The 17,332-nt window shown below is 72.9% G+C and carries 14 protein-coding genes; 6 read left to right on the plus strand and 8 right to left on the minus strand.

What is annotated here, in order from left to right:
• The first annotated feature begins 15 nt into the window (after nt 1–15).
• Entirely contained in the window at nt 16–2,355 is a 2,340-nt protein-coding gene (locus K7396_RS32565) for a collagenase (protein ID WP_223660272.1), read from the plus strand.
• A gap of 71 nt (nt 2,356–2,426) precedes the next feature.
• Here the strand turns inward: K7396_RS32565 and K7396_RS32570 are convergent, their stop codons facing one another.
• Together K7396_RS32570 and K7396_RS32575 are read right to left on the minus strand one after the other, a co-directional pair.
• Entirely contained in the window at nt 2,427–4,829 is a 2,403-nt protein-coding gene (locus K7396_RS32570; RefSeq protein WP_152104531.1) for a glycoside hydrolase family 65 protein, read from the minus strand.
• 41 nt (nt 4,830–4,870) lie between these two features.
• Nucleotides 4,871–5,635, minus strand: coding sequence for an HAD family hydrolase (locus tag K7396_RS32575; protein ID WP_086720165.1), 765 nt, complete (start codon nt 5,633–5,635; stop codon nt 4,871–4,873).
• Nucleotides 5,636–5,818: 183 nt separating this feature from the next.
• Here K7396_RS32575 and K7396_RS32580 point away from each other — a divergent pair, with 183 nt between their 5' ends.
• Complete coding sequence (locus K7396_RS32580) at nt 5,819–6,706, plus strand: universal stress protein (protein WP_086720166.1); 888 nt, start codon at nt 5,819–5,821, stop codon at nt 6,704–6,706.
• Nucleotides 6,707–6,733: 27 nt separating this feature from the next.
• Here the strand turns inward: K7396_RS32580 and K7396_RS32585 are convergent, their stop codons facing one another.
• Genes K7396_RS32585 through K7396_RS32600 form a run of 4 tightly spaced genes read right to left on the minus strand, consistent with a single transcriptional unit; the run spans nt 6,734 to nt 10,417 of the window.
• Entirely contained in the window at nt 6,734–7,930 is a 1,197-nt protein-coding gene (locus K7396_RS32585) for an ABC transporter permease (protein ID WP_086720167.1), read from the minus strand.
• Entirely contained in the window at nt 7,927–8,682 is a 756-nt protein-coding gene (locus K7396_RS32590; RefSeq protein WP_086720168.1) for an ABC transporter ATP-binding protein, read from the minus strand. Before K7396_RS32590 ends, K7396_RS32585 begins: the two co-directional genes overlap by 4 nt.
• Nucleotides 8,679–9,791, minus strand: a complete 1,113-nt coding sequence (locus tag K7396_RS32595) for a peptidoglycan-binding protein (protein WP_223660273.1) — start codon at nt 9,789–9,791, stop codon at nt 8,679–8,681. The genes K7396_RS32590 and K7396_RS32595 overlap by 4 nt, the downstream gene beginning before the upstream one ends.
• On the minus strand, nt 9,788–10,417 hold the full coding sequence (locus K7396_RS32600; RefSeq protein WP_223660274.1) for a hypothetical protein: 630 nt from the start codon (nt 10,415–10,417) through the stop codon (nt 9,788–9,790). Before K7396_RS32600 ends, K7396_RS32595 begins: the two co-directional genes overlap by 4 nt.
• A 132-nt stretch (nt 10,418–10,549) precedes the next feature.
• On the opposite strand from K7396_RS32600, the gene K7396_RS32605 reads away from it, so the two are divergent.
• The 4 genes from K7396_RS32605 to K7396_RS32620 all read left to right on the plus strand — a co-directional run bounded on the left by K7396_RS32605 (nt 10,550) and on the right by K7396_RS32620 (nt 14,907).
• Complete coding sequence (locus K7396_RS32605) at nt 10,550–11,236, plus strand: response regulator transcription factor (RefSeq protein ID WP_086720170.1); 687 nt, start codon at nt 10,550–10,552, stop codon at nt 11,234–11,236.
• The gene (locus K7396_RS32610) at nt 11,233–12,771 is read left to right on the plus strand and encodes a sensor histidine kinase (protein ID WP_373866904.1); all 1,539 of its coding nucleotides are present in this window, start codon (nt 11,233–11,235) and stop codon (nt 12,769–12,771) included. Before K7396_RS32605 ends, K7396_RS32610 begins: the two co-directional genes overlap by 4 nt.
• Nucleotides 12,768–13,262: a hypothetical protein gene (locus K7396_RS32615; RefSeq protein WP_086720171.1), complete on the plus strand. Its 495-nt coding sequence runs from the start codon at nt 12,768–12,770 to the stop codon at nt 13,260–13,262. Before K7396_RS32610 ends, K7396_RS32615 begins: the two co-directional genes overlap by 4 nt.
• Before the next feature lie 619 nt (nt 13,263–13,881).
• A complete protein-coding gene (locus tag K7396_RS32620) occupies nt 13,882–14,907 on the plus strand; it encodes a methyltransferase (protein ID WP_086720172.1) in 1,026 nt (341 codons plus the stop codon).
• A 129-nt stretch (nt 14,908–15,036) separates the two neighbouring features.
• On the opposite strand, the gene ppk2 is transcribed toward K7396_RS32620, so the two are convergent.
• Complete coding sequence (ppk2, locus tag K7396_RS32625; RefSeq protein ID WP_086720173.1) at nt 15,037–15,858, minus strand: polyphosphate kinase 2; 822 nt, start codon at nt 15,856–15,858, stop codon at nt 15,037–15,039.
• Nucleotides 15,859–15,932: 74 nt separating this feature from the next.
• The gene (locus K7396_RS32630; RefSeq protein ID WP_086720174.1) at nt 15,933–17,282 is read right to left on the minus strand and encodes a nicotinate phosphoribosyltransferase; all 1,350 of its coding nucleotides are present in this window, start codon (nt 17,280–17,282) and stop codon (nt 15,933–15,935) included.
• Nucleotides 17,283–17,332 lie beyond the last annotated feature (50 nt).

A 17,332-nucleotide genomic window follows, 5' to 3' on the forward strand; every position in this document is an offset into this window, starting at 1 on the left:
CTCCCGGAGGTTCAGGTGTCCCAACCCCGTGTGCCGCGCGGAATCCTGCTGGCCGCGACCCTCGCGGCCGCCCTCGCGCTGCCGGCCGTCCAGGCCGCCCAGGCGGCGCCCCCTCCGGCGGCCGCCCCGCAGCGGACCCCGGCGGCGCAGCCGGGGCACCGGCCCGCCGCCCCCGCGGCCAACCCCCTCGACCATGCCCAACGCCTCGCCACCGCCCCGAAGTCCGGCGCCGACCCCGCCCCGGCGCCCCGCGCCCTGGTCGACAGAGGCCGCATACCGGGCCCGCAGACCAAGCCCACGGGCCCGCCGCAGGGGCCCGGACCCGAGGTCGCCCCGTGCACGCTCGACGGCATCACCGGCCTGAACCCCGAACAGTTCGCGGACTTCCTCGCCGACCCGGCCGTCACGGCCGACGACTGCCTGCGCACCCTCGTGTGGACCTGGGACCGGCGGCTGATCCCGGTGATGTCCGACGCGCACGTCCAGGCCGTGGCCCGTCGCATCACCGGCCTCGCCGCCGCCCATGACGGCAAGAACAGCAGCCATCTGTACGAGATGTTCACGTACTTGCACGCGGTGGCCTACCAGGACTTCTCGCACGACGAGATCGACACCACCGACGCGCCCACCGTCGACGCCGTGCGCCGCGCCGTCGGGGCGTTCGGCACCGCGGCCCGCACCTTCGACGTCACCCGGGCCAACGCCGACACCCTGCGCGAGGCCCTGTACGCCGCGAGCGCCCCGGGCCTGCGGCAGCACCAACTCGACCTGATCCAGCGGGTCCTGGCCACCCTCGACCCGTCCCACCCCGCCACCCACAAGGACCCGGCCTGGGGCAATGCAGCCCTCGCCGCGCTGTCCGTCAACTACCTGGGCGTCTACCCCGGCAACAAGGACACCGCCTTCCAGTACGCGGCCGCCGCCGACCCCGCCTACCGCGCCGCCTTCAAGGCGTTCGCCGGATACACCCACCTCAAGGGGACGCCCAACGCCTGGGCCGCGCGCGACGCGCTCGGGGAGTACGGCCGCTTCGGCCAGATCGGCTCCCTCAAGACCCGCATCGTCACCGACCTCGGCGCCCTCCTCCCCATCACCGTGCGCAACTTCGGCGACGGCAGCGAACCCTGGGCCAAGGTCGCCGGCTGGCTCATCTTCTTCGACGCCTGCAAGCCGTACGCGGTGTGCAAGGACGACATCGAAGCCCGGATCTTCCCGCGCACCTACTCCTACGACAACGGCGCCATCAGGGTCCGCACCGCCCTCGACCGCGCCGTCGTCGACCAGCTCTACTACGCGTCGAAGCAGGTCAAGGCGCAGTTCCACCGAGTGCTCGGCACCACCGAACCGCTGGCCGGCGACCCCAACACCACCCTCACCATCGTCCTGTACGCCTCCCGCGCCGACTACGAGGTCTACCACCCGCTGCTCACCGGCATGGACACCAACAACGGCGGCGTCTACATCGAGCAGGGCGCGACCTTCTACACCTACCAGCGCCGCGTCCCCCAGGACTCCAGCCTCACCCTCGAAGAGCTCTTCCGGCACGAGTACGTCCACTACCTCAACGGCCGCTTCGCCGTCCCCGGTTCCTTCGGCGAAGGCCCCTGGTACGAGGGCGACCGCACCACCGCCATGGACGAGGGCAGCGCCGAGTTCTTCGACGGCTCGACCCGCGACAACGGCATCGCCGTCCGCCGGTCACTGGTCCGCGACATCATCGCCGACACCGCGGGCGGCGCACCCCGGATGTCCGTCAACGCGTTCCTGCACGCGACCTACGACCACGACGGCTTCCGCTTCTACTCCTACGCCGGCACGTTCTTCGAGTTCCTGTGGCGCGACCACCCCGCCATGCTCCAGGAGATGTACCGCCACCTGCGCGCCGACGACCCGGCCGGGTTCGACTCCTGGCGCAACCGCATGGGCGCCGACGCGGGGCTGCAGCAGCAGTACGACGCCTTCCTCGACGCCCAGATCGCCGTCGTCGACAGCCTCTACGTACCGGACACGAGGTTCACGCCCAACGGCTCCCTGAAGCTCGCCACCCCCGACGAGGTCCGCACCGCCTTCGCCGGGGCCACCGCCAACACCCCCGTCTGCAAGGACGAGGGCGACCGGGGCTACGGCCGGTTCACCTGCACCGGCCGGATCACCGCCAACCTCGCCGACTCCGGCGACCCCGGCCGGGTCTTCAAGGACATGTCCGAGACCGTCGACTACTTCATCCTCGACCGCACCGGCCCCGCGGCGAACAACTTCACCGACATGAACTGCTCCTTCGGCCCCACCGACATCTGGTCCTCGGGCCGGGCCGGCAGCGCGGACTACCGCTGCGAGGGCCCCCTGCGGCGCTGACGCGGCCGCCCTCCCCGGCAGTCGCACGGCCCGCCGCACCGGGCCGTGTCCGGCCGGGCGCCCGATCCCGCTCAGTCCCCGGGCAGATCGAGCCGGCGGGAGGTACCGGGCGGGAGGGAGAACGCGCGGTCGCGCAGCCTGACCCGCACCGCGGCGTTCTCGGAGGCCGGGACCGCGATCCGTACCTGCTCGGCGCGGATGCGCAGATCGATGTCCCAGTGGCGCCGGAAGCGGATGCGGACCCCGAACTTCGACAGCTCCGGCAGCGGCGCGGGATCGAGCCACAGCGCCCGGTCGCGGGTCTCCAGGCCGGTCATGCCCCGCTGGACGAAGTCCAGGGTCCCGGCCATCGCGCCCAGGTGGATGCCCTCCGCGGTGGTGCCGCCCTGCACGTCCGCCACGTCCCCGGCCAGCGCCTCCTCGCAGAACGTCCAGGCGTCGGGCCGGTGGACGCGGGCCAGGACCCAGGCGTGGACCAGGGCGCTGAGCGTCGATCCGTGGCTGGTGCGGTGCAGGTAGTGGTCGACGGTGGCGTGCCAGATGTCGTCGTCGAGGGGGTGGCCGAGCCGGCGGAAGACCGCGGCGAGTTCCGCCGGCGAGAAGAGGTAGCCCAGCATCAGCACATCGGCCTGCTTGGAGGCCTGGTAGCGGTTGACCGTGTCGCCCTCCGCCTCCAGGATCCGGTCCAGCCGGCGGATGTCGCCGTAGCGGTGCCGGTAGCCGTGCCAGTCGAGTTCGGCGAGGTCCCCGTAGCCGGCGAACTGGCTGATCACCCCGCGGTGGTAGGGCACATGGAGCCGGTGCGTGATGTCCTCCCAGCGCTCGGGCTCCTCCGGGTCGAGCTGGAGGCGTTCGTCCAGCTGCCGCCGGTTCGCCTCGGGCATCGTGCGGCAGAGCTCCAGGGCCCGCGTCAGCACCCAGGCCGCCGTGACGTTGGTGTAGGCGTTGTCGTCCACCCCCGGCCCGGCGGCGTCCGGATAGGCGTCGTGGTACTCGTCGGGTCCGACGACCCCGCGGATGCGGTACCGGCCCAGGCCGGCGTCCCAGGTCGCGGACGCGGCCCAGAAGCGGGCGATCTGCAGCAGCATCTCCGCGCCCCTGGTGTGCAGGAACTCCGTGTCGCCGCTGGCCTGTCCGTACTGCCACACGTTGTACGCGATCGCCGATCCGACGTGGTGCTGAAGCCGGGAGTAGTCGGGCAGCCAGTGCCCCGAGCGCGGGTTGAGGTGGAGCTGCTGGGTCTCCTCCCGGCCGTCGCCGGCGCTCTGCCACGGATACATCGCACCGGTGCGGCCCGCCTCCATCGCCGCGTGGCAGGCGGCGGGCAGCCGCCGGTAGCGGTAGTCGAGCAGCGCCCGGGAGACCTGCGGGAGGTGCAGGTTCAAGAACGGCAGCACGAACAGCTCGTCCCAGAAGACGTGCCCGCGGTACGCCTCGCCGTGCAGGCCCCGCGCCGGCACCCCGACGTCCAGCTCGGCGGTGTGCGGCGAGAGGGTCTGCAGGACGTGGAAGAGGTGCAGCCGCAGGATGCCGCCGGCCTCCCCGGGGACCTCCAGCTTGGCCTGCCGCCACAGGTTCTCCCAGGCACGGCGGTGCGAGGCCCGCAACTGCCGGAAGTGCGGGGCCAGGGCCACACAGTCCACCGCCGCGTGCCGCGGGCTCTCGATCGCCGGGTCGCGGGAGGTGAACAGGGCCACGGTCTTCTCGACGACGGCGGGGGAGCCGGGGACGACGGGCAGCACCAGGGTGTGGAACGCCCGCAGCGCGGTGAGCTGCGGCAGCGGCGCACCGCCCCGGCCGGAGGAGGCGCGGGTGCGTGCGGCCAGCGCGATCCGGATGTCCGAGTCGAGGGTGCGGCAGCTCAGCCACACCGTGTCCGGCAGCTCGGTCCCGGTCTCCCACCCCGTCAGATGCTGGTCCTCCAGCTCCCGGTAGCGCGCGACCCCGGCATTGCGCACCGCGCCGTCGATCCCCGACTCCACCTCCACGGTGCCCGCCCACCCGTCGGAGGCGAAGCAGGTGCGCAGCGCCGCCAGATGGGGCTCTCCCATGTGCACCAGGCGGCACTGCTCCACGGTCAGCCGGTGTCCTGCCTCGTCCTCGTAGACCGACCAGCGGGTCAGGGTGCCGTGCCGCAGGTCCAGGGTCTGCCGGTGCTCCGTCAGGTGCGGGTGGTCGGGGGAGAGCCAGGGGCCGGGGGCCGCGTCGGCGGGGCAGATCCGGTAGCGCAGCGGCAGCCAGTTGGGCAGGTTGACCATGTCCTCGTTCTCGACCGGGCGGCCCGCCACGAGCGAAGTGAGCCGGTTGTAGCAGCCGGCGGCGTAGGTGCCGGGGTAGTGCGCGGGCCCGGCCGGCAGCTCGGACGCCGCGCCGCGGGTGGCGAAGTAGCCGTTGCCGAGTGTGCAGAGCGACTCGCGCAGCCCCTCCGCCGCCGGGTCGTAGCCCTCGTACGACCAGGCCCAGGGGCGCGGCATCCGCCCGCCCCGGCCGCCGTACGACCAGGCGCCGCCGCCGGTCACTCCTCCTCCCCGGGCGTCAGCAGCTCGCCGGGGTCGGCCACGACCACATCGGCGCCGCGGCGTCGCAGGGCGGTGGCGCTGTACGGTCCCGCCGTCCGGTCCACGCCCACCACCAGGCCGAATCCGCCGCGCCGGCCCGCCTCGACGCCGGCGAGCGCGTCCTCCACCACGGCGGTGTCCTCGGCCGGGACACCGAGCCGCCGGGCCGCCTCCAGGAAGAGCGCCGGGTCCGGCTTGCCGGGCAGGCCGAGCCGCTGTGCCTCGTTGCCGTCCACCACGGCCGCGAACAGCCCGAGCACCCCGGCCGCGGACAGCAGCCCGGTGGCGTGGCGGGACGCCGAGACGGCGGCGCACGGCACTCCCGCGTCCCCCAGCACCCGCAGCAGGCGCAGGGTGCCGGGCCAGGTGGGGACGGCGGTGGTCCGCAGGCTCGCGGTGAACAGCTCGTCCTTGCGGGCCGCGACGGCCCCGACGGTGTCCGTGCCCGGCGCGTCGTCCGGTGTGCCGGGCGGCAGGTCGAGGCCCCGTGCACGCAGGAACGCGGCGGCCCCGTCCTGCCGGGACCGGCCGTCGACATGGCGCAGGTAGTCGTCCACCGGGTCGAAGGGGCGCTGCCCGCCCGCGGCCGCCAGGCACGGGTCGAAGGCGCCCTTCCAGGCGGCGGCATGCGCCGGCGCGGAGTCGATGATGACCCCGTCGGTGTCGAGGACCACGGCCCGCAGCGAGTGCAGGCAGGCGGCCAGGGACGGCGTGCCGCTCATGGTGACGTTCCGTTCGTCGGTGTCCCTTCCATGGCACCACGACCGCGGGCCGGGGGCGCGCCGCGCCCGGCCTCCCGCCCCGGCCCGCGCCCGTGGCGCGCCGCCGTCCGCTGCGGACACCGCACCACGGTGCGACGGTGGCAGTAGGGCCCGGTCGCCGGCGAGCGGAAGGAGGCGACGGCGATGGAGCATCCGCTGACCGTCGGCACCGATGGGTCGGATGCCGCGTTCCGGTCGCTGGACTGGGCGGCGGACGAGGCGGCGCGCCACGGGCTGCCGCTGCGGATCGTCCATGCCTCCCGCTGGGAGCGCTACGAGGGCACCTCGTCGGCCCCGGACCAGGAACGCCCCGGCGAGCAGGTGCTCGCCGAGAACATCGTGGCGTCCGCCGCCGCACACGCCCGCCGCCGGCACGCCGGCCTGGCGGTCTCGGGCGAGGTGCTGGCCGATGACGCGGTCACCGCCCTGCTGAACGAGGCCCTGCACGCCTCGGTGCTGGTCCTGGGGTCGCGGGGGCTCGGGGAGATCACCGGCCTGCTGCTGGGGTCGGTCAGCCTGACGGTCGCCGCCCGCGCCCGCTGCCCGGTGATCGTGGTACGCGGCGACCCGGCCGGGCTCGCGGGCACCCATGAGCGCATCCTGCTGGGCCTCACCGACCCGGCCGCCGAAAAGGCCGCCGTCCGCTTCGCCCTCCGCGAGGCGGAGGCCCGCCGGTGCACGCTGGACGCGGTGTGCGCCTGGCGCCGCACGGCATCCGACCCGCAGCCCTCCGCCGACGGCCACCGCGACCCCGAGGAGCGGGCGGCGGAGCTGCTCGACGCGGCGCTGGCGGAGGCGACCACGGCGCACCCGGAGGTGCGGGTGCGCCGCTCCCTGGTAGAGGGCCCGGCGCACAAGGTCCTGGTGCACCGCGCGGCCGCCGCCGACCTGCTGGTGGTCGCCGCCCAGCGCCGCCAGGGACACTTCGGCGCCCAGCCCGGCCGGGTGGCGCACACCGCGCTCTGCCACGCCGACTGCCCCGTGGCGGTGGTCCCCCAGCACGCCGGGCCCGCGCCGCGCACCCCTGACTGAGACGCCGCGGACGATCGCGTGACCTGCTCAGCTTGCGCTGAGGGCGGTGGTGGGGTGCAGGCGGGAGGCGCGTACGGCCGGATACAGACCGGCGACGACACCGATCACGAGCGTGGCGCCCAGACCGCCGGCCAGCGACCAGGGCGGGACCACGGCGATCCACCCCTGTGTGCGGGCGAAGGCGAACGTGGCGACGGAGCCCAGCACCGCGCCGGCGGTGCCGCCGAGCGCCGACAGCAGCAGGGATTCGGTGAGGAACTGGAGACGGATCGCGCCTCGGGTCGCGCCCAGGGCACGCCGCAGTCCGATTTCCGCCCGGCGCTCCAGTACCGAGATGACCATGGTGTTGGCCACGCCCACCCCGCCGACGAGCAGCGCCACGGTGCCCAGCCCCAGCATCAGCGTCGTCAGCCCCTTGTCGGTGGCGGCCTTGGCCGCCAGGGCGTCGGAGGGGCGGGAGACCTTCACCGCGGTCTCGTCGCCGGGGTTGACCGTACGGGCCAGGACCCCCTGGACCGCCTCCACCGAGGCGTCCGTGGACCGCTCGAAGACGGTGGTCGGGTGGCCGTCGAAGCCCAAGTAGCGTTCGGCGGACGGGAATCCGACCAGGGCGATGCGGTCCAGGGTCGGCACGAGCTCGACGGGCGCGAGGATGCCGGTCACCACGAACCACCGGTCGTTCAGCAGGATCTTGGCGCCGGGCTCGGTGATGCCGAGGCGGTCCGCGGCGATGGACCCCAGCACGACGGTGGGCAGCCGTTCACTGGCGCGGTTCAGCCAGCTCCCTTGGCTGGTACGGGCATTGAGGGCGTCGAGCAGGTCGGGGCGGGCCGCCTGGACCGTGACCCCCGATGCCAGCTCCTCCGGTACGACATCGCTGCGGCGCACCCGGGCGTTGACGGAGCCGGTGGCGGTGGCGTGCTGGACCGGGCCGATCCGCTCGACCATCGCCACCGCGCTCTTGGGGAGCTTCACGTCCTGGCCGAGGGCGTTCTTGCCCGCCTCGGCGGTGAGCAGATTGGTGCCCAGCCGGTCCAGCCGGTCGAGCAGGTCGGCGCGGCTGGACGTGGACAGTCCGACGACCGCGACCATCGTGGCGATGCCGATCGCGATGCCCAGGGCGGACAGGACGACGCGGGCGCGGCGGCTGCGCAGGCCCTCGGCGCCGGTCCGCAGCACATCGGCCGGCGAGAGCCGGGCCGCCCGGAGCGCGGGGCCGGTCATCGGGACACCTCCTCGGTGTGCGCCGCGGGGGAGCCGGCCGGGCCGGGGGCCGCGCCGGAGTCGGCGACGATCGCGCCGTCGCGAAAGCGGATCCGGCGGGGCAGCGACTCCGCGATCTCGTTGTCGTGGGTGATCACGCAGACGGTGGTACCGGCGGCGTGCAGTCCGCGGATGAGGTCCATGACCAGCTCCCCGGAGGCGGTGTCCAGGGCGCCGGTCGGCTCGTCCGCGAGCAGCAGATCCGGCTCGCCGACCAGCGCGCGGGCAATGGCCACCCGCTGCTTCTCGCCGCCCGAGAGCTGGTGGGCGAGGTGGCCGACCCGGTGTCCGAGGCCCACGTCCTCCAGGGCGGCGAGGGCCCGGGCACGGCGCTCGCGCAGCGTCGTACCGCCGTAGAGCAGGCCGTCCGCGACATTGTCCTGGGCGCTGCGGCCGGGGGCGAGGTGGAAGTGCTGGAAGACGAAGCCGATGTGCCGGGCACGCAGCGCGGAGAGCTGGGCGTCGGACAGCCGGCTCACGTCGTATCCGGCCACCCTGACCTCGCCCGAGGTGGCCCGGTCGAGGGTGCCGAGCAGATGGAGCAGGGTGGACTTACCGGAGCCGGAGGGGCCGACGATGGCGGCCAGCTCTCCTTGCGCCACCCGCAGGTCGACGCCCCGCAGGGCGTCGACGCCGCCGGGGTAGGTCTTGGTGGCGTCCCGGAGTTCGATCACGTCCGGGGGCGTGGTCCGGTCGGTCGGGGGCTGGGTCATTGCTCGGCCGCTCCGACCTTCATGCCCTCGGCCAGTCCGGCGCCGCTGACCTCGATGCGGCCGTCGGCCGTCAGACCGGTCTCGACCCGCACCAGGTGCGTCCCGCTGCCCCGGACCACCTCCAGCCCGTAGCCGCCCTCGCGCAGCGCGACGACCGCTTCGACCGGCACCGTCAGCACGTCCTTGCGGCTCTCGCTGACGAACTTCACGCTCAGCGTGCCCTGTTTGTCCTTCGGGCCGAGCTCGGTGCCGCCGTCGAGCGTGATCTCGACCTCGACGCCACCGTTGGCGGACGCGTCACCGGAGCCGGTGCCGGCCCCGCCCTCAGCGGACCCGGAGTCCTCGGGGGTGACCGTCCCGCTGACCTTGCCGCGTGCGGTGGCTCCGCTGGGCAGCGCGACCTCCACCTTGGTGCCCATGGTGGCCAGCGCCCGGTCGGCCTGGTCGAGGGAGGCCCGTACGACCGGCTTGGTGGAGGCGACCGTCAGCACCGGCTTCTCCGGGCCGATCGCATCGGCCAGGGCGGCGTCGGCGGCCACCACGCGCACGGGACCGCGCTGGAAGACGATGTCCCCCTTGCCGATCCGGCCGTCGGCATCGTCGATCCCGAGGGACTTCTGCCACGCCTCGACGGCGGCCGCGGTCGCCTCGTCGAAGCGGACATCCACATACAGCCGGGAGCCGAAGCCCAGGTCACGGAGGTTGCGCTCCAACTGGAGCACGTCCGGGCCGCGGTCTCCGGCCTTCATCGCGCGGAACATCGGTGTCGGACCGTAGAGGAGGACCACCGGCCGGGCGTCGCGCTCGTAGAGGCGCTGCCCGAGCGAGACGATCCGCCCCGGCTCCGCGGCCTTGGTGACCGTGCCGTCCACGGCGGATTTCACCACCCGGCGCTGTGCGTAGTCCAGGCGTCCGTCCACGGTCTTGCTCTGGACGAGGTCGGTCCGGGTGATCTCGGTCGTCGAGGGCGGCGACTTCTGGCGTCGGCCGTCGGCCGAGCCGCCCTCGCCGGTCTCGGTGAGGAGCATGACACCGGCCGTCGCGGCGGTCGCGGTGACCGCCGCGGCCAGTGCGACGAGCGGGCGGCGGCGCCTTGCTGCGGCGCTCACTGCATGCCGTCCAGACCGTCGAGCAGCTTGCCCTTGCACGCCTGGCGGGCCTGCTTGTACGTGGGAGAGTCCCGGGACACCTCGGGCGAGCTGGGGTTCGCGTCCCCTCCGGGGAGGACGTTGCCGTCCCGCAGCTGCGGGTTGGTGAACTTCGATACGCCGTGAGCGCGCATGCACTTGGCGTGCGCGAGCATCGACTCGTATTCCTTCTGGGTGTCGCGGCGCGGCTCCAGCTTCGAGGCGTCGAGCATGTCCTTGGTGCACACGCCGCCCTTGCCGCCCTTGCTGATCTCCTCGTTCCCCGGCTTCTGCTGGAGCTGGTCGATCTTCGACCAGTCGAGGTAGCCGCTCAGCTTGGGGTCGGGGAAGTCCTTGTCGACGTTCTTGCGCATGCACTGGACGTACTTCATCTGCGCGTCGTAGAAAGCGCTCTTGCCCTGGGCCGCGCCGCCCGCGGCCCCGGATCCGTCCTTCGACCCGCCTGCGGAGGGCGCGTCGACGACCGAGGCCACACCGTCGTCGGACGACTCGGCACCGCCGCAGGCGGAGGTCAGGAGGAGGGCGGGCACAGCGATCAGCAGCGCGAGGCGCGCTGTCCGGGAGCGGGAGGATGTCTGCTGGGTCATGCGGCCAGTTTCCGGGTCGTGGTTGGTGGCCGCTCCATGGCCGCATGATGAGAACGTAACAATGCCGCCGGATTGCTCTTCGCCCTGTGGATAAGTCCTGAGCTGCACAAACGCTCGCCCATAATCGGCTGCATGCCGCACGTGTTGCTGATCGAGGACGACATGTCCGTACGGGACGGAATGGAACTTGTGCTGCGCCGGCACGGCCACGAGGTCGATGCCGTCGCCACCGGTGAGGCCGGCCTGCAGGTGCTGTCCCGGCCCCGCGGCGGCGGCATCGAGATCGCGGTGGTCGACCTGATGCTGCCCGGCATCGACGGCTTCGAGGTCTGCCGCCGTATCCGCGCTCGCGGCCAACTGCCGATCATCATGCTCACCTCGCGCGGCGACGACCTCGACGTGGTCAGCGGCCTGGAGGCCGGCGCCGACGACTACGTGGTCAAACCGATCACCGGCCGGGTGCTGGAGGCCCGCATCCGGGCGGCCCTGCGCCGGGCCGGGCCGCTCACGCGCACGGAGCGCGACGACTTCGCCGGGCTCGTCATCGACCGGGCCGGCCTGACCGTCACCAAACACGGCACCCCGATCCCCCTCCCGCCCACCGAACTGCGGCTGCTGCTGGAGCTGTCCGCCTCCCCGGGCCGGGTCCTCAGCCGCGAACAGCTCCTCGAACTCGTCTGGGAACACGACTTCCTGGGGGACTCGCGGCTGGTGGACGCGGCCGTCGGGCGGCTGCGCGCCAAGCTGGAGGACGTCCCCGCCAAGCCGCGCTACATCCAGACGGTGCGCGGCTTCGGCTATCGCTTCGGGCCGCTGTGAGGGCCGCGAAGCAGGCGGCCGCGAAGACCGCCCCGGGGACGGTCGCCCGGCCCCCGACGACGACGGAAGGGGGCGGCGGACGGCCCCGGCGCCGGCTGCCGCGCGTGGACGGGCTGCGCGGGCGTCTCCTGATCACCGTCGTCGTGGTCGCCCTGATCAGCGCGGTCACCGCCACGGCGCTGGCGTACCGGGAATCGCGCGACGCGGTCCTCAAGCGGGCCCAGAACGCCGCCGTGGACGACTTCCGCGGCCGGGTCGAGCAGCTGGTGCCGGAGATCGACGTCCCCATCGACCCCCGGTCCATGGCCCGCTTCGCGAGCAAGGTCTCGTCCGGCCTGCGCGGCTCGCTCGTCGTCGTGCAGTACCGCGACTTCACCGTCGGCTCCGACCCGTCCGCCGACCGGACCCGGATCACTCCAGAACTCCGCGTGGCCGTACGCGCCCACCCCCGGGTCTCCCTGCAGCGGGTGCAGTACGCCGGGAAGCCCTGGCTGGTCCTCGGCGCCCCGGTCGGCCTCGGCCCGCCGTCGGGTCCGGGCGCCGCCGCGCAGCCGTCCGGTGTCGAGATATTCGCGGTCGTCTCCCTGGCGGAGGAGGAACGCGACACCGCAGAGCTGGTGCGCAGCGTCCAGGGCGGCCTGGTGCCGGTGGTGCTGCTGGCCGTTCTCCTGGCGCTGCTCGCGGCCCGTACGGTGCTGCGACCGGTCCGCCGCCTGGCGCGGGCCACGCGCCGGCTGGCCACCGGCGAGCTGAGCATCCGGGTCGAGGAGAAGGGACGCGACGAACTGGCCGAGCTGGCCCACACCTTCAACGAGACGGCCGGCACGCTGGAGCACACCGTCGGCGAGCTGCGCGAACAGGAGGCCCTGGCCCGCCGCTTCGTCGCCGACGTCTCCCACGAGCTGCGCACCCCGCTCGCCGCCATGACCATGGTCTGCGGCGTGCTGGACGAGGACGCCGACCAACTCACCCCGGACACCGCACACGCGGCCCGTACGGTCAGCGCCGAGACCGCCAAGCTGGCCCGGCTCGTCGACGACCTCATCGAGATATCCCGCTTCGACGCCCGGGCCGTGGCGCTCACCGTCCACGAACTCGACCTGGCCGAGGCGATACGCGCCTCGCTCGCCGCCCGCTGCTGGACCCACCGGGTCGAGACCGATCTGCCCCCGGGCATACGGGCCCGGCTCGACCGCCGCCGCCTGGACGTCATCGTCGCCAACCTCGTCGCCAACGCCCTGCGGCACGGCGCACCGCCGGTGACCGTCACCGTGCGGGCCGAGGACGACCGGCTGACCGTCTCGGTCGCCGACCACGGCCCCGGACTGCCCCCCGAGGCCGCCCGCCATGTGTTCGACCGCTTCTACAAGGCCGACAGCTCCCGCGCCCGCTCCGAGGGGAGCGGCCTGGGGATGGCCATCGCCCTGGAGAACGCGCGCCTGCACGGCGGCACGATAGAGATCGCGCCCCGGACGCCCGGCACCGGCGCCGTTTTCACCCTCCGCCTCCCCCTCCGGACGGACTCCGCCTCATGACCCGCCGCCGCACCGCCCTCCTCTGCGGTCTGCTCACCCTGGCCGCCACGGGCTGCGGCATCCGCCCCACCGGCGTCACCGACGGCGGTACGGCTCCCTCCGGGATCTCGAAGGGCATGCGGGTCTACTTCGCCTCCGACAACGGCCCGCGCGGAGTGTCCCGGCCCGGTGTCACCGTGGACCAACTCGACGATGTCTTCAAGCTGTTGGCCGGCGGCCCCACCGCCGGGGAGCGGGCGAACGGGCTCGCCGATCTGGTCCCCGAGAACGCGGGCTTCCACGCCACCAGCACCCGCGGCCACATCACCCTCCGTGCCACAGGTCCCTTCATCGTGTCGCCCCAGAACCAGAGCACCGGCCAACTGGTCTGCACCCTCGCCCGCGCCGAGGTCCTGATCCACGGCACCCGCCCGGACAAGGTCCAGGTGACCCTCGTCGGCGACGAAGGGCGCGCCGGCCCGTACCAGTGCCAGCAGTTCCTGCAGCGCTGAGCCGGCATCACGCAAAAGGGGCCCTTCCCCGTACGAGGAAGGGCCCCTTGGTAGAGCGCCCGGCAGGCCTTGCACCTGCATCTCCCACCGGCTGGTGGACGTCTTTCCTTGGACCACAGACGCGCGGTTCCGGCCCGAGGGCCGAAGCTGCATCATGATCATACCGCATCGGCGCACCGACGGCACACCCAGCGCCTGCCTGCCCCCTCGCGCTGAAACCGCGTCCGGGGTGGGCAGTCGCGAGGGGGGCGGTCCACGCTCCTGCCTGACTGTCCGTCTGAACTGCGCGACGTGCGGCGATATGGCCGAATGGACGGACGAGGAATGGGGGCGCGTTCATGTCAATGGGGTTTTCCCTACAAGCGCGCTGACGGTTCGGCCGTCCGGCATCGAAGGAATTAGGGTCGGAGTCAGGCGCGCCAGGGGGATGGGTATGGCCCACGCCGTGGCTCACCTTCCAGAAGAATTCCAGGAGTTCCGTGCCCCACGTATTCGTCACAGCCGCCTGAAATGGTGCGCGATTGCTGCCACCGCCAGGCGGGAACGCAGCCGCGCGCACTGCGGCCTCGCTGCTTCGGGCGCTCGACGAATGCGGTCAACACCACCCCAGGAGATCGGGATGGAAAGTTCTCAGAATCCGGCAGACCCGACCATCGGCCCTCACCACAAGGCCCACTACGACTTCCAGTTCCTGAGCGCCGGCTTCCAACTCGGGCTGTTCGAGGCCCTGGAGAAGGAGCCGGGCATCACCCGCGAAGACCTCTCCGTCCGCCTCGGCCTGGCCGTACAGCCGTGCCGCATCCTGCTGTTGGGCTGTACCGCCATGGGTGTGGTGCGCAAAGAGGGGGAGGGCTACCACAACACCCCGTTCCTTCCGCCGCTCTCCGCCCTCCCCGATCAGGAATCAGCCGCGTATCTGCATCGCATCTACCGTGCTGTCGACTGGTTCTGCGAGTCGCTCAAGGAGAACTCCAACGTCGGGCTGAAGAACGAGATTCCTGGAACGGCGTCGACGCTGTACGGACGGTTGGCGGAAAACCCCGAACTGGAATCCTCCTTCCATGTCCTGATGAGTTCCATAAGCCATCTCGTCGCCGAGGAGATCGCCGCCGAGATCGACCTGTCGGGCTATCGGCTCCTGCTCGATGTCGGTGGCGGCGCCGCCATGAACGCGGCGAATCTGGCCCGTACTTGGCCTGACCTGGAGGTGACGATCGGAGATCTGCCGTCGATCACCTCCCTGGCAAACGACAAGATCGCGGAACTGGGTCTGACCGGCCGGGTACGCGCCGTCAGCCTCGACGCCTTCCATGACGATTTCCCCGTCGGCCATGACTCCGTGCTCTTCGCCCACTTCCTCGAGATCTGGTCCCCCGACCGCATCCGCGCCCTGCTGGCCAAGGCATCCGACGCGCTGCCTCCCGGGGGTGGCGTCTTCGTGGTGACCCCCTATCAGGACGACAGGGGGACCGGACCGGAGCGCTCGGCCTACCTCTCCGCGTACTTCCACACCGTCGCTTCCGGCGAGGGCATGGTGTACACGCCCATGGAGTACGAGGAGTGGTTCGGCGAGGCGGGAATCGACCCCGTGAAGCGGGTGATGCTCGGGCCGGACACCGTGGTGATCTGCGGCCGAAAGCGCTAGGTCGCATCCGCGTCGTCCCGTCTGACGGCGTCCGGCACGCGTTCCCCCACGCCTCAAGGGCGCGGGGGAGCGCACCGGACGCCGCGAGCCCCGCCCTGCGGGCGAACGACGCGACTTTGAAGACAGGCCCTAGTCCGACAGCCCCGCCGCATGGTCGGGAACGTAGGTCTGCAGGTCCCGGGGCGGCCGCTGGTAGCCGGTGGCCGGGGGCCGCGGGGGCAGGGTGAGCCGCGGCGGGGTGACATCGCGGTACGGCACGGTCGACAGCAGGTGGGCGATCATGTTCAGCCGGGCCCGGCGCTTGTCGTCGGACTCGACGACGAACCACGGTGACTCCACGATGTCCGTGTGGACGAACATCTCGTCCTTGGCCCGCGAGTACTCCTCCCAGCGGGTCAGCGACTCCAGGTCCATGGGCGAGAGCTTCCAGCGGCGGGTGGGGTCCTGCAGCCGGCGCCGGAACCGCTGCTCCTGCATCTCGTCGCTCACCGAGAACCAGTACTTGCGCAGCAGGATGCCGTCCTCCACCAGCATCCGCTCGAAGACCGGGCACTGCCGCAGGAACCGCTGGTGCTCGGCCGGTGTGCAAAAGCCCATGACCCGCTCGACGCCGGCGCGGTTGTACCAGCTGCGGTCGAACAGCACGATCTCGCCGCCCGCGGGCAGGTGCTCGGCGTAGCGCTGGAAGTACCACTGGGTGCGTTCCCGCTCGGTGGGCCGCGGCAGCGCCGCGATCCGGGCCACCCGGGGGTTGAGGTACTGGGTGACCCGTTTGATCGTGCTGCCCTTGCCGGCCGCGTCCCGCCCCTCGAAGACCACCACGATGCGGGCGCCCTCGGTGCGCACCCACTCCTGGAGCTTGACCAGCTCCGTCTGCAGCCGGTACAGCTCCCGCTCGTACCGCGCCCGCGGCAGCTTCCTGGGGCCGTTGCCGCCCTGTTTGTCCGCCATACGACGACGGTACGGAGAAAAGCCCGCGGGGGCTCGGGCGTGCGAGCCGAACGGGGCCGGGAGCGGCCCCCGGGTCAGGCCGGGCTCGCCGGGACGCCGCCCAGCGCCTCGCGCTCGATCCGCCGCCGGACGTGCTCGGTCAGGACGGCGAGCCGCTTGGAGACCTTCGCCCGTACCGCCTGCGGCGACCGGATGGCCCGCGCGGACGCGGGCAGCTCCGCGAGGTCGGCGGCGACCCGCCGCCGGGCGTCCTCGGTACGGCCGTGCGGCGCGCCGCGCCGGCCTCCGCGCATCAGCGTCTCCAGCAGCGGCGTGCTGCCCGGCGGGACCGGCTCGTCGGCCAGCCCGATCACGTCGTGGCACCCGGGCCGGCGGAAGACCTGCTTGCCGCCCGGCGCGGTCGCCTTCGCCGACGACAGCTTCATCAGGGGCCGGCCGTCGTACGCCACGAGCTTGTACGCCGAATCCAGCGAGGGGGCATCGGCGCTGACGCCGACACGGGTGCCCACGGCGAAGACGTCGATGGGCGCTCGGGCCTGCGCCAGATCGTGCACGGCGAACTCGTCCAGCCCGCCGCTGGCGACGATGCGGACCTGCGGAAGCCCCGCGTTGTCCAGGATCGCGCGGGCGCGGAAGGCCAGTGCCGCCAGGTCGCCGCTGTCCAGCCGGACGGCCGACCCGTCGCCGCGCCCCAGCGCGTTCAGCACCCGGGCCGCCGCCGCGACGCCGGACTCGGTGGCGTAGGTGTCCACCAGCAGGGTCACCGGCCCGGGATGGCACAGCGCGAACGCGGTGAACGCCGCCTCCTCGTCGCCGAACGCCTCGACGTACGAGTGCGCCATCGTGCCGACCGCCGGCAGGTCCTCGGCGTGGGCCGCCGCCACATTGCTGGTGCCCGCGAAACCGGTCATGGCACCGAGCCGGGCCACCTGGCGGGCGGCCGCGGTCCCCGGGGCGCGGCGCAGCGAGAAGTCCACGACGGAGCGCCCCCGTGCGGCGAGCACGCACCGCACGCACTTGGACGCGACGGTCGTCTGATGGGTGAGGTGGTTGAGCACGTACGACTCGACGAGCTGGGCCTGCGGCAGCGGAGCGGTGATCTCCAGCAGCGGCTCCCCGGCCAGCACCACCCGCCCCTCCGGCACGGCCCTGACCTCCCCGGTGAAGCGCATCCCCAGCAGCGGCGCCAGATCCCTGGCCGGGCGCCGCAGTGCCTCGGCGAACACCTCGACGTCGTCGCGGCCGACGGCGAAGCCGGCGAGGAAGTCGAGGACCGTCTCGGCCCCGGCGGCGACCAGGAAGCCCCGCTCCGGGGGCAGGGCCCGGACGAAGCAGCTGAACGTCGCCGGCCCGGTCATGCCCTCCTGGAGGTACGAGAGGGCCATGGTCACTTCGTACAGGTCGGTGAGCGTCGCATCCGACATGGCCGACTCCTTCCACCCAGCGCCGTACCGCCGGCCGGCCGGGGCGGCGC

Source organism: Streptomyces angustmyceticus (assembly GCF_019933235.1).
In the GTDB taxonomy this organism is placed as follows: Bacteria; Actinomycetota; Actinomycetes; order Streptomycetales; family Streptomycetaceae; genus Streptomyces; species Streptomyces angustmyceticus.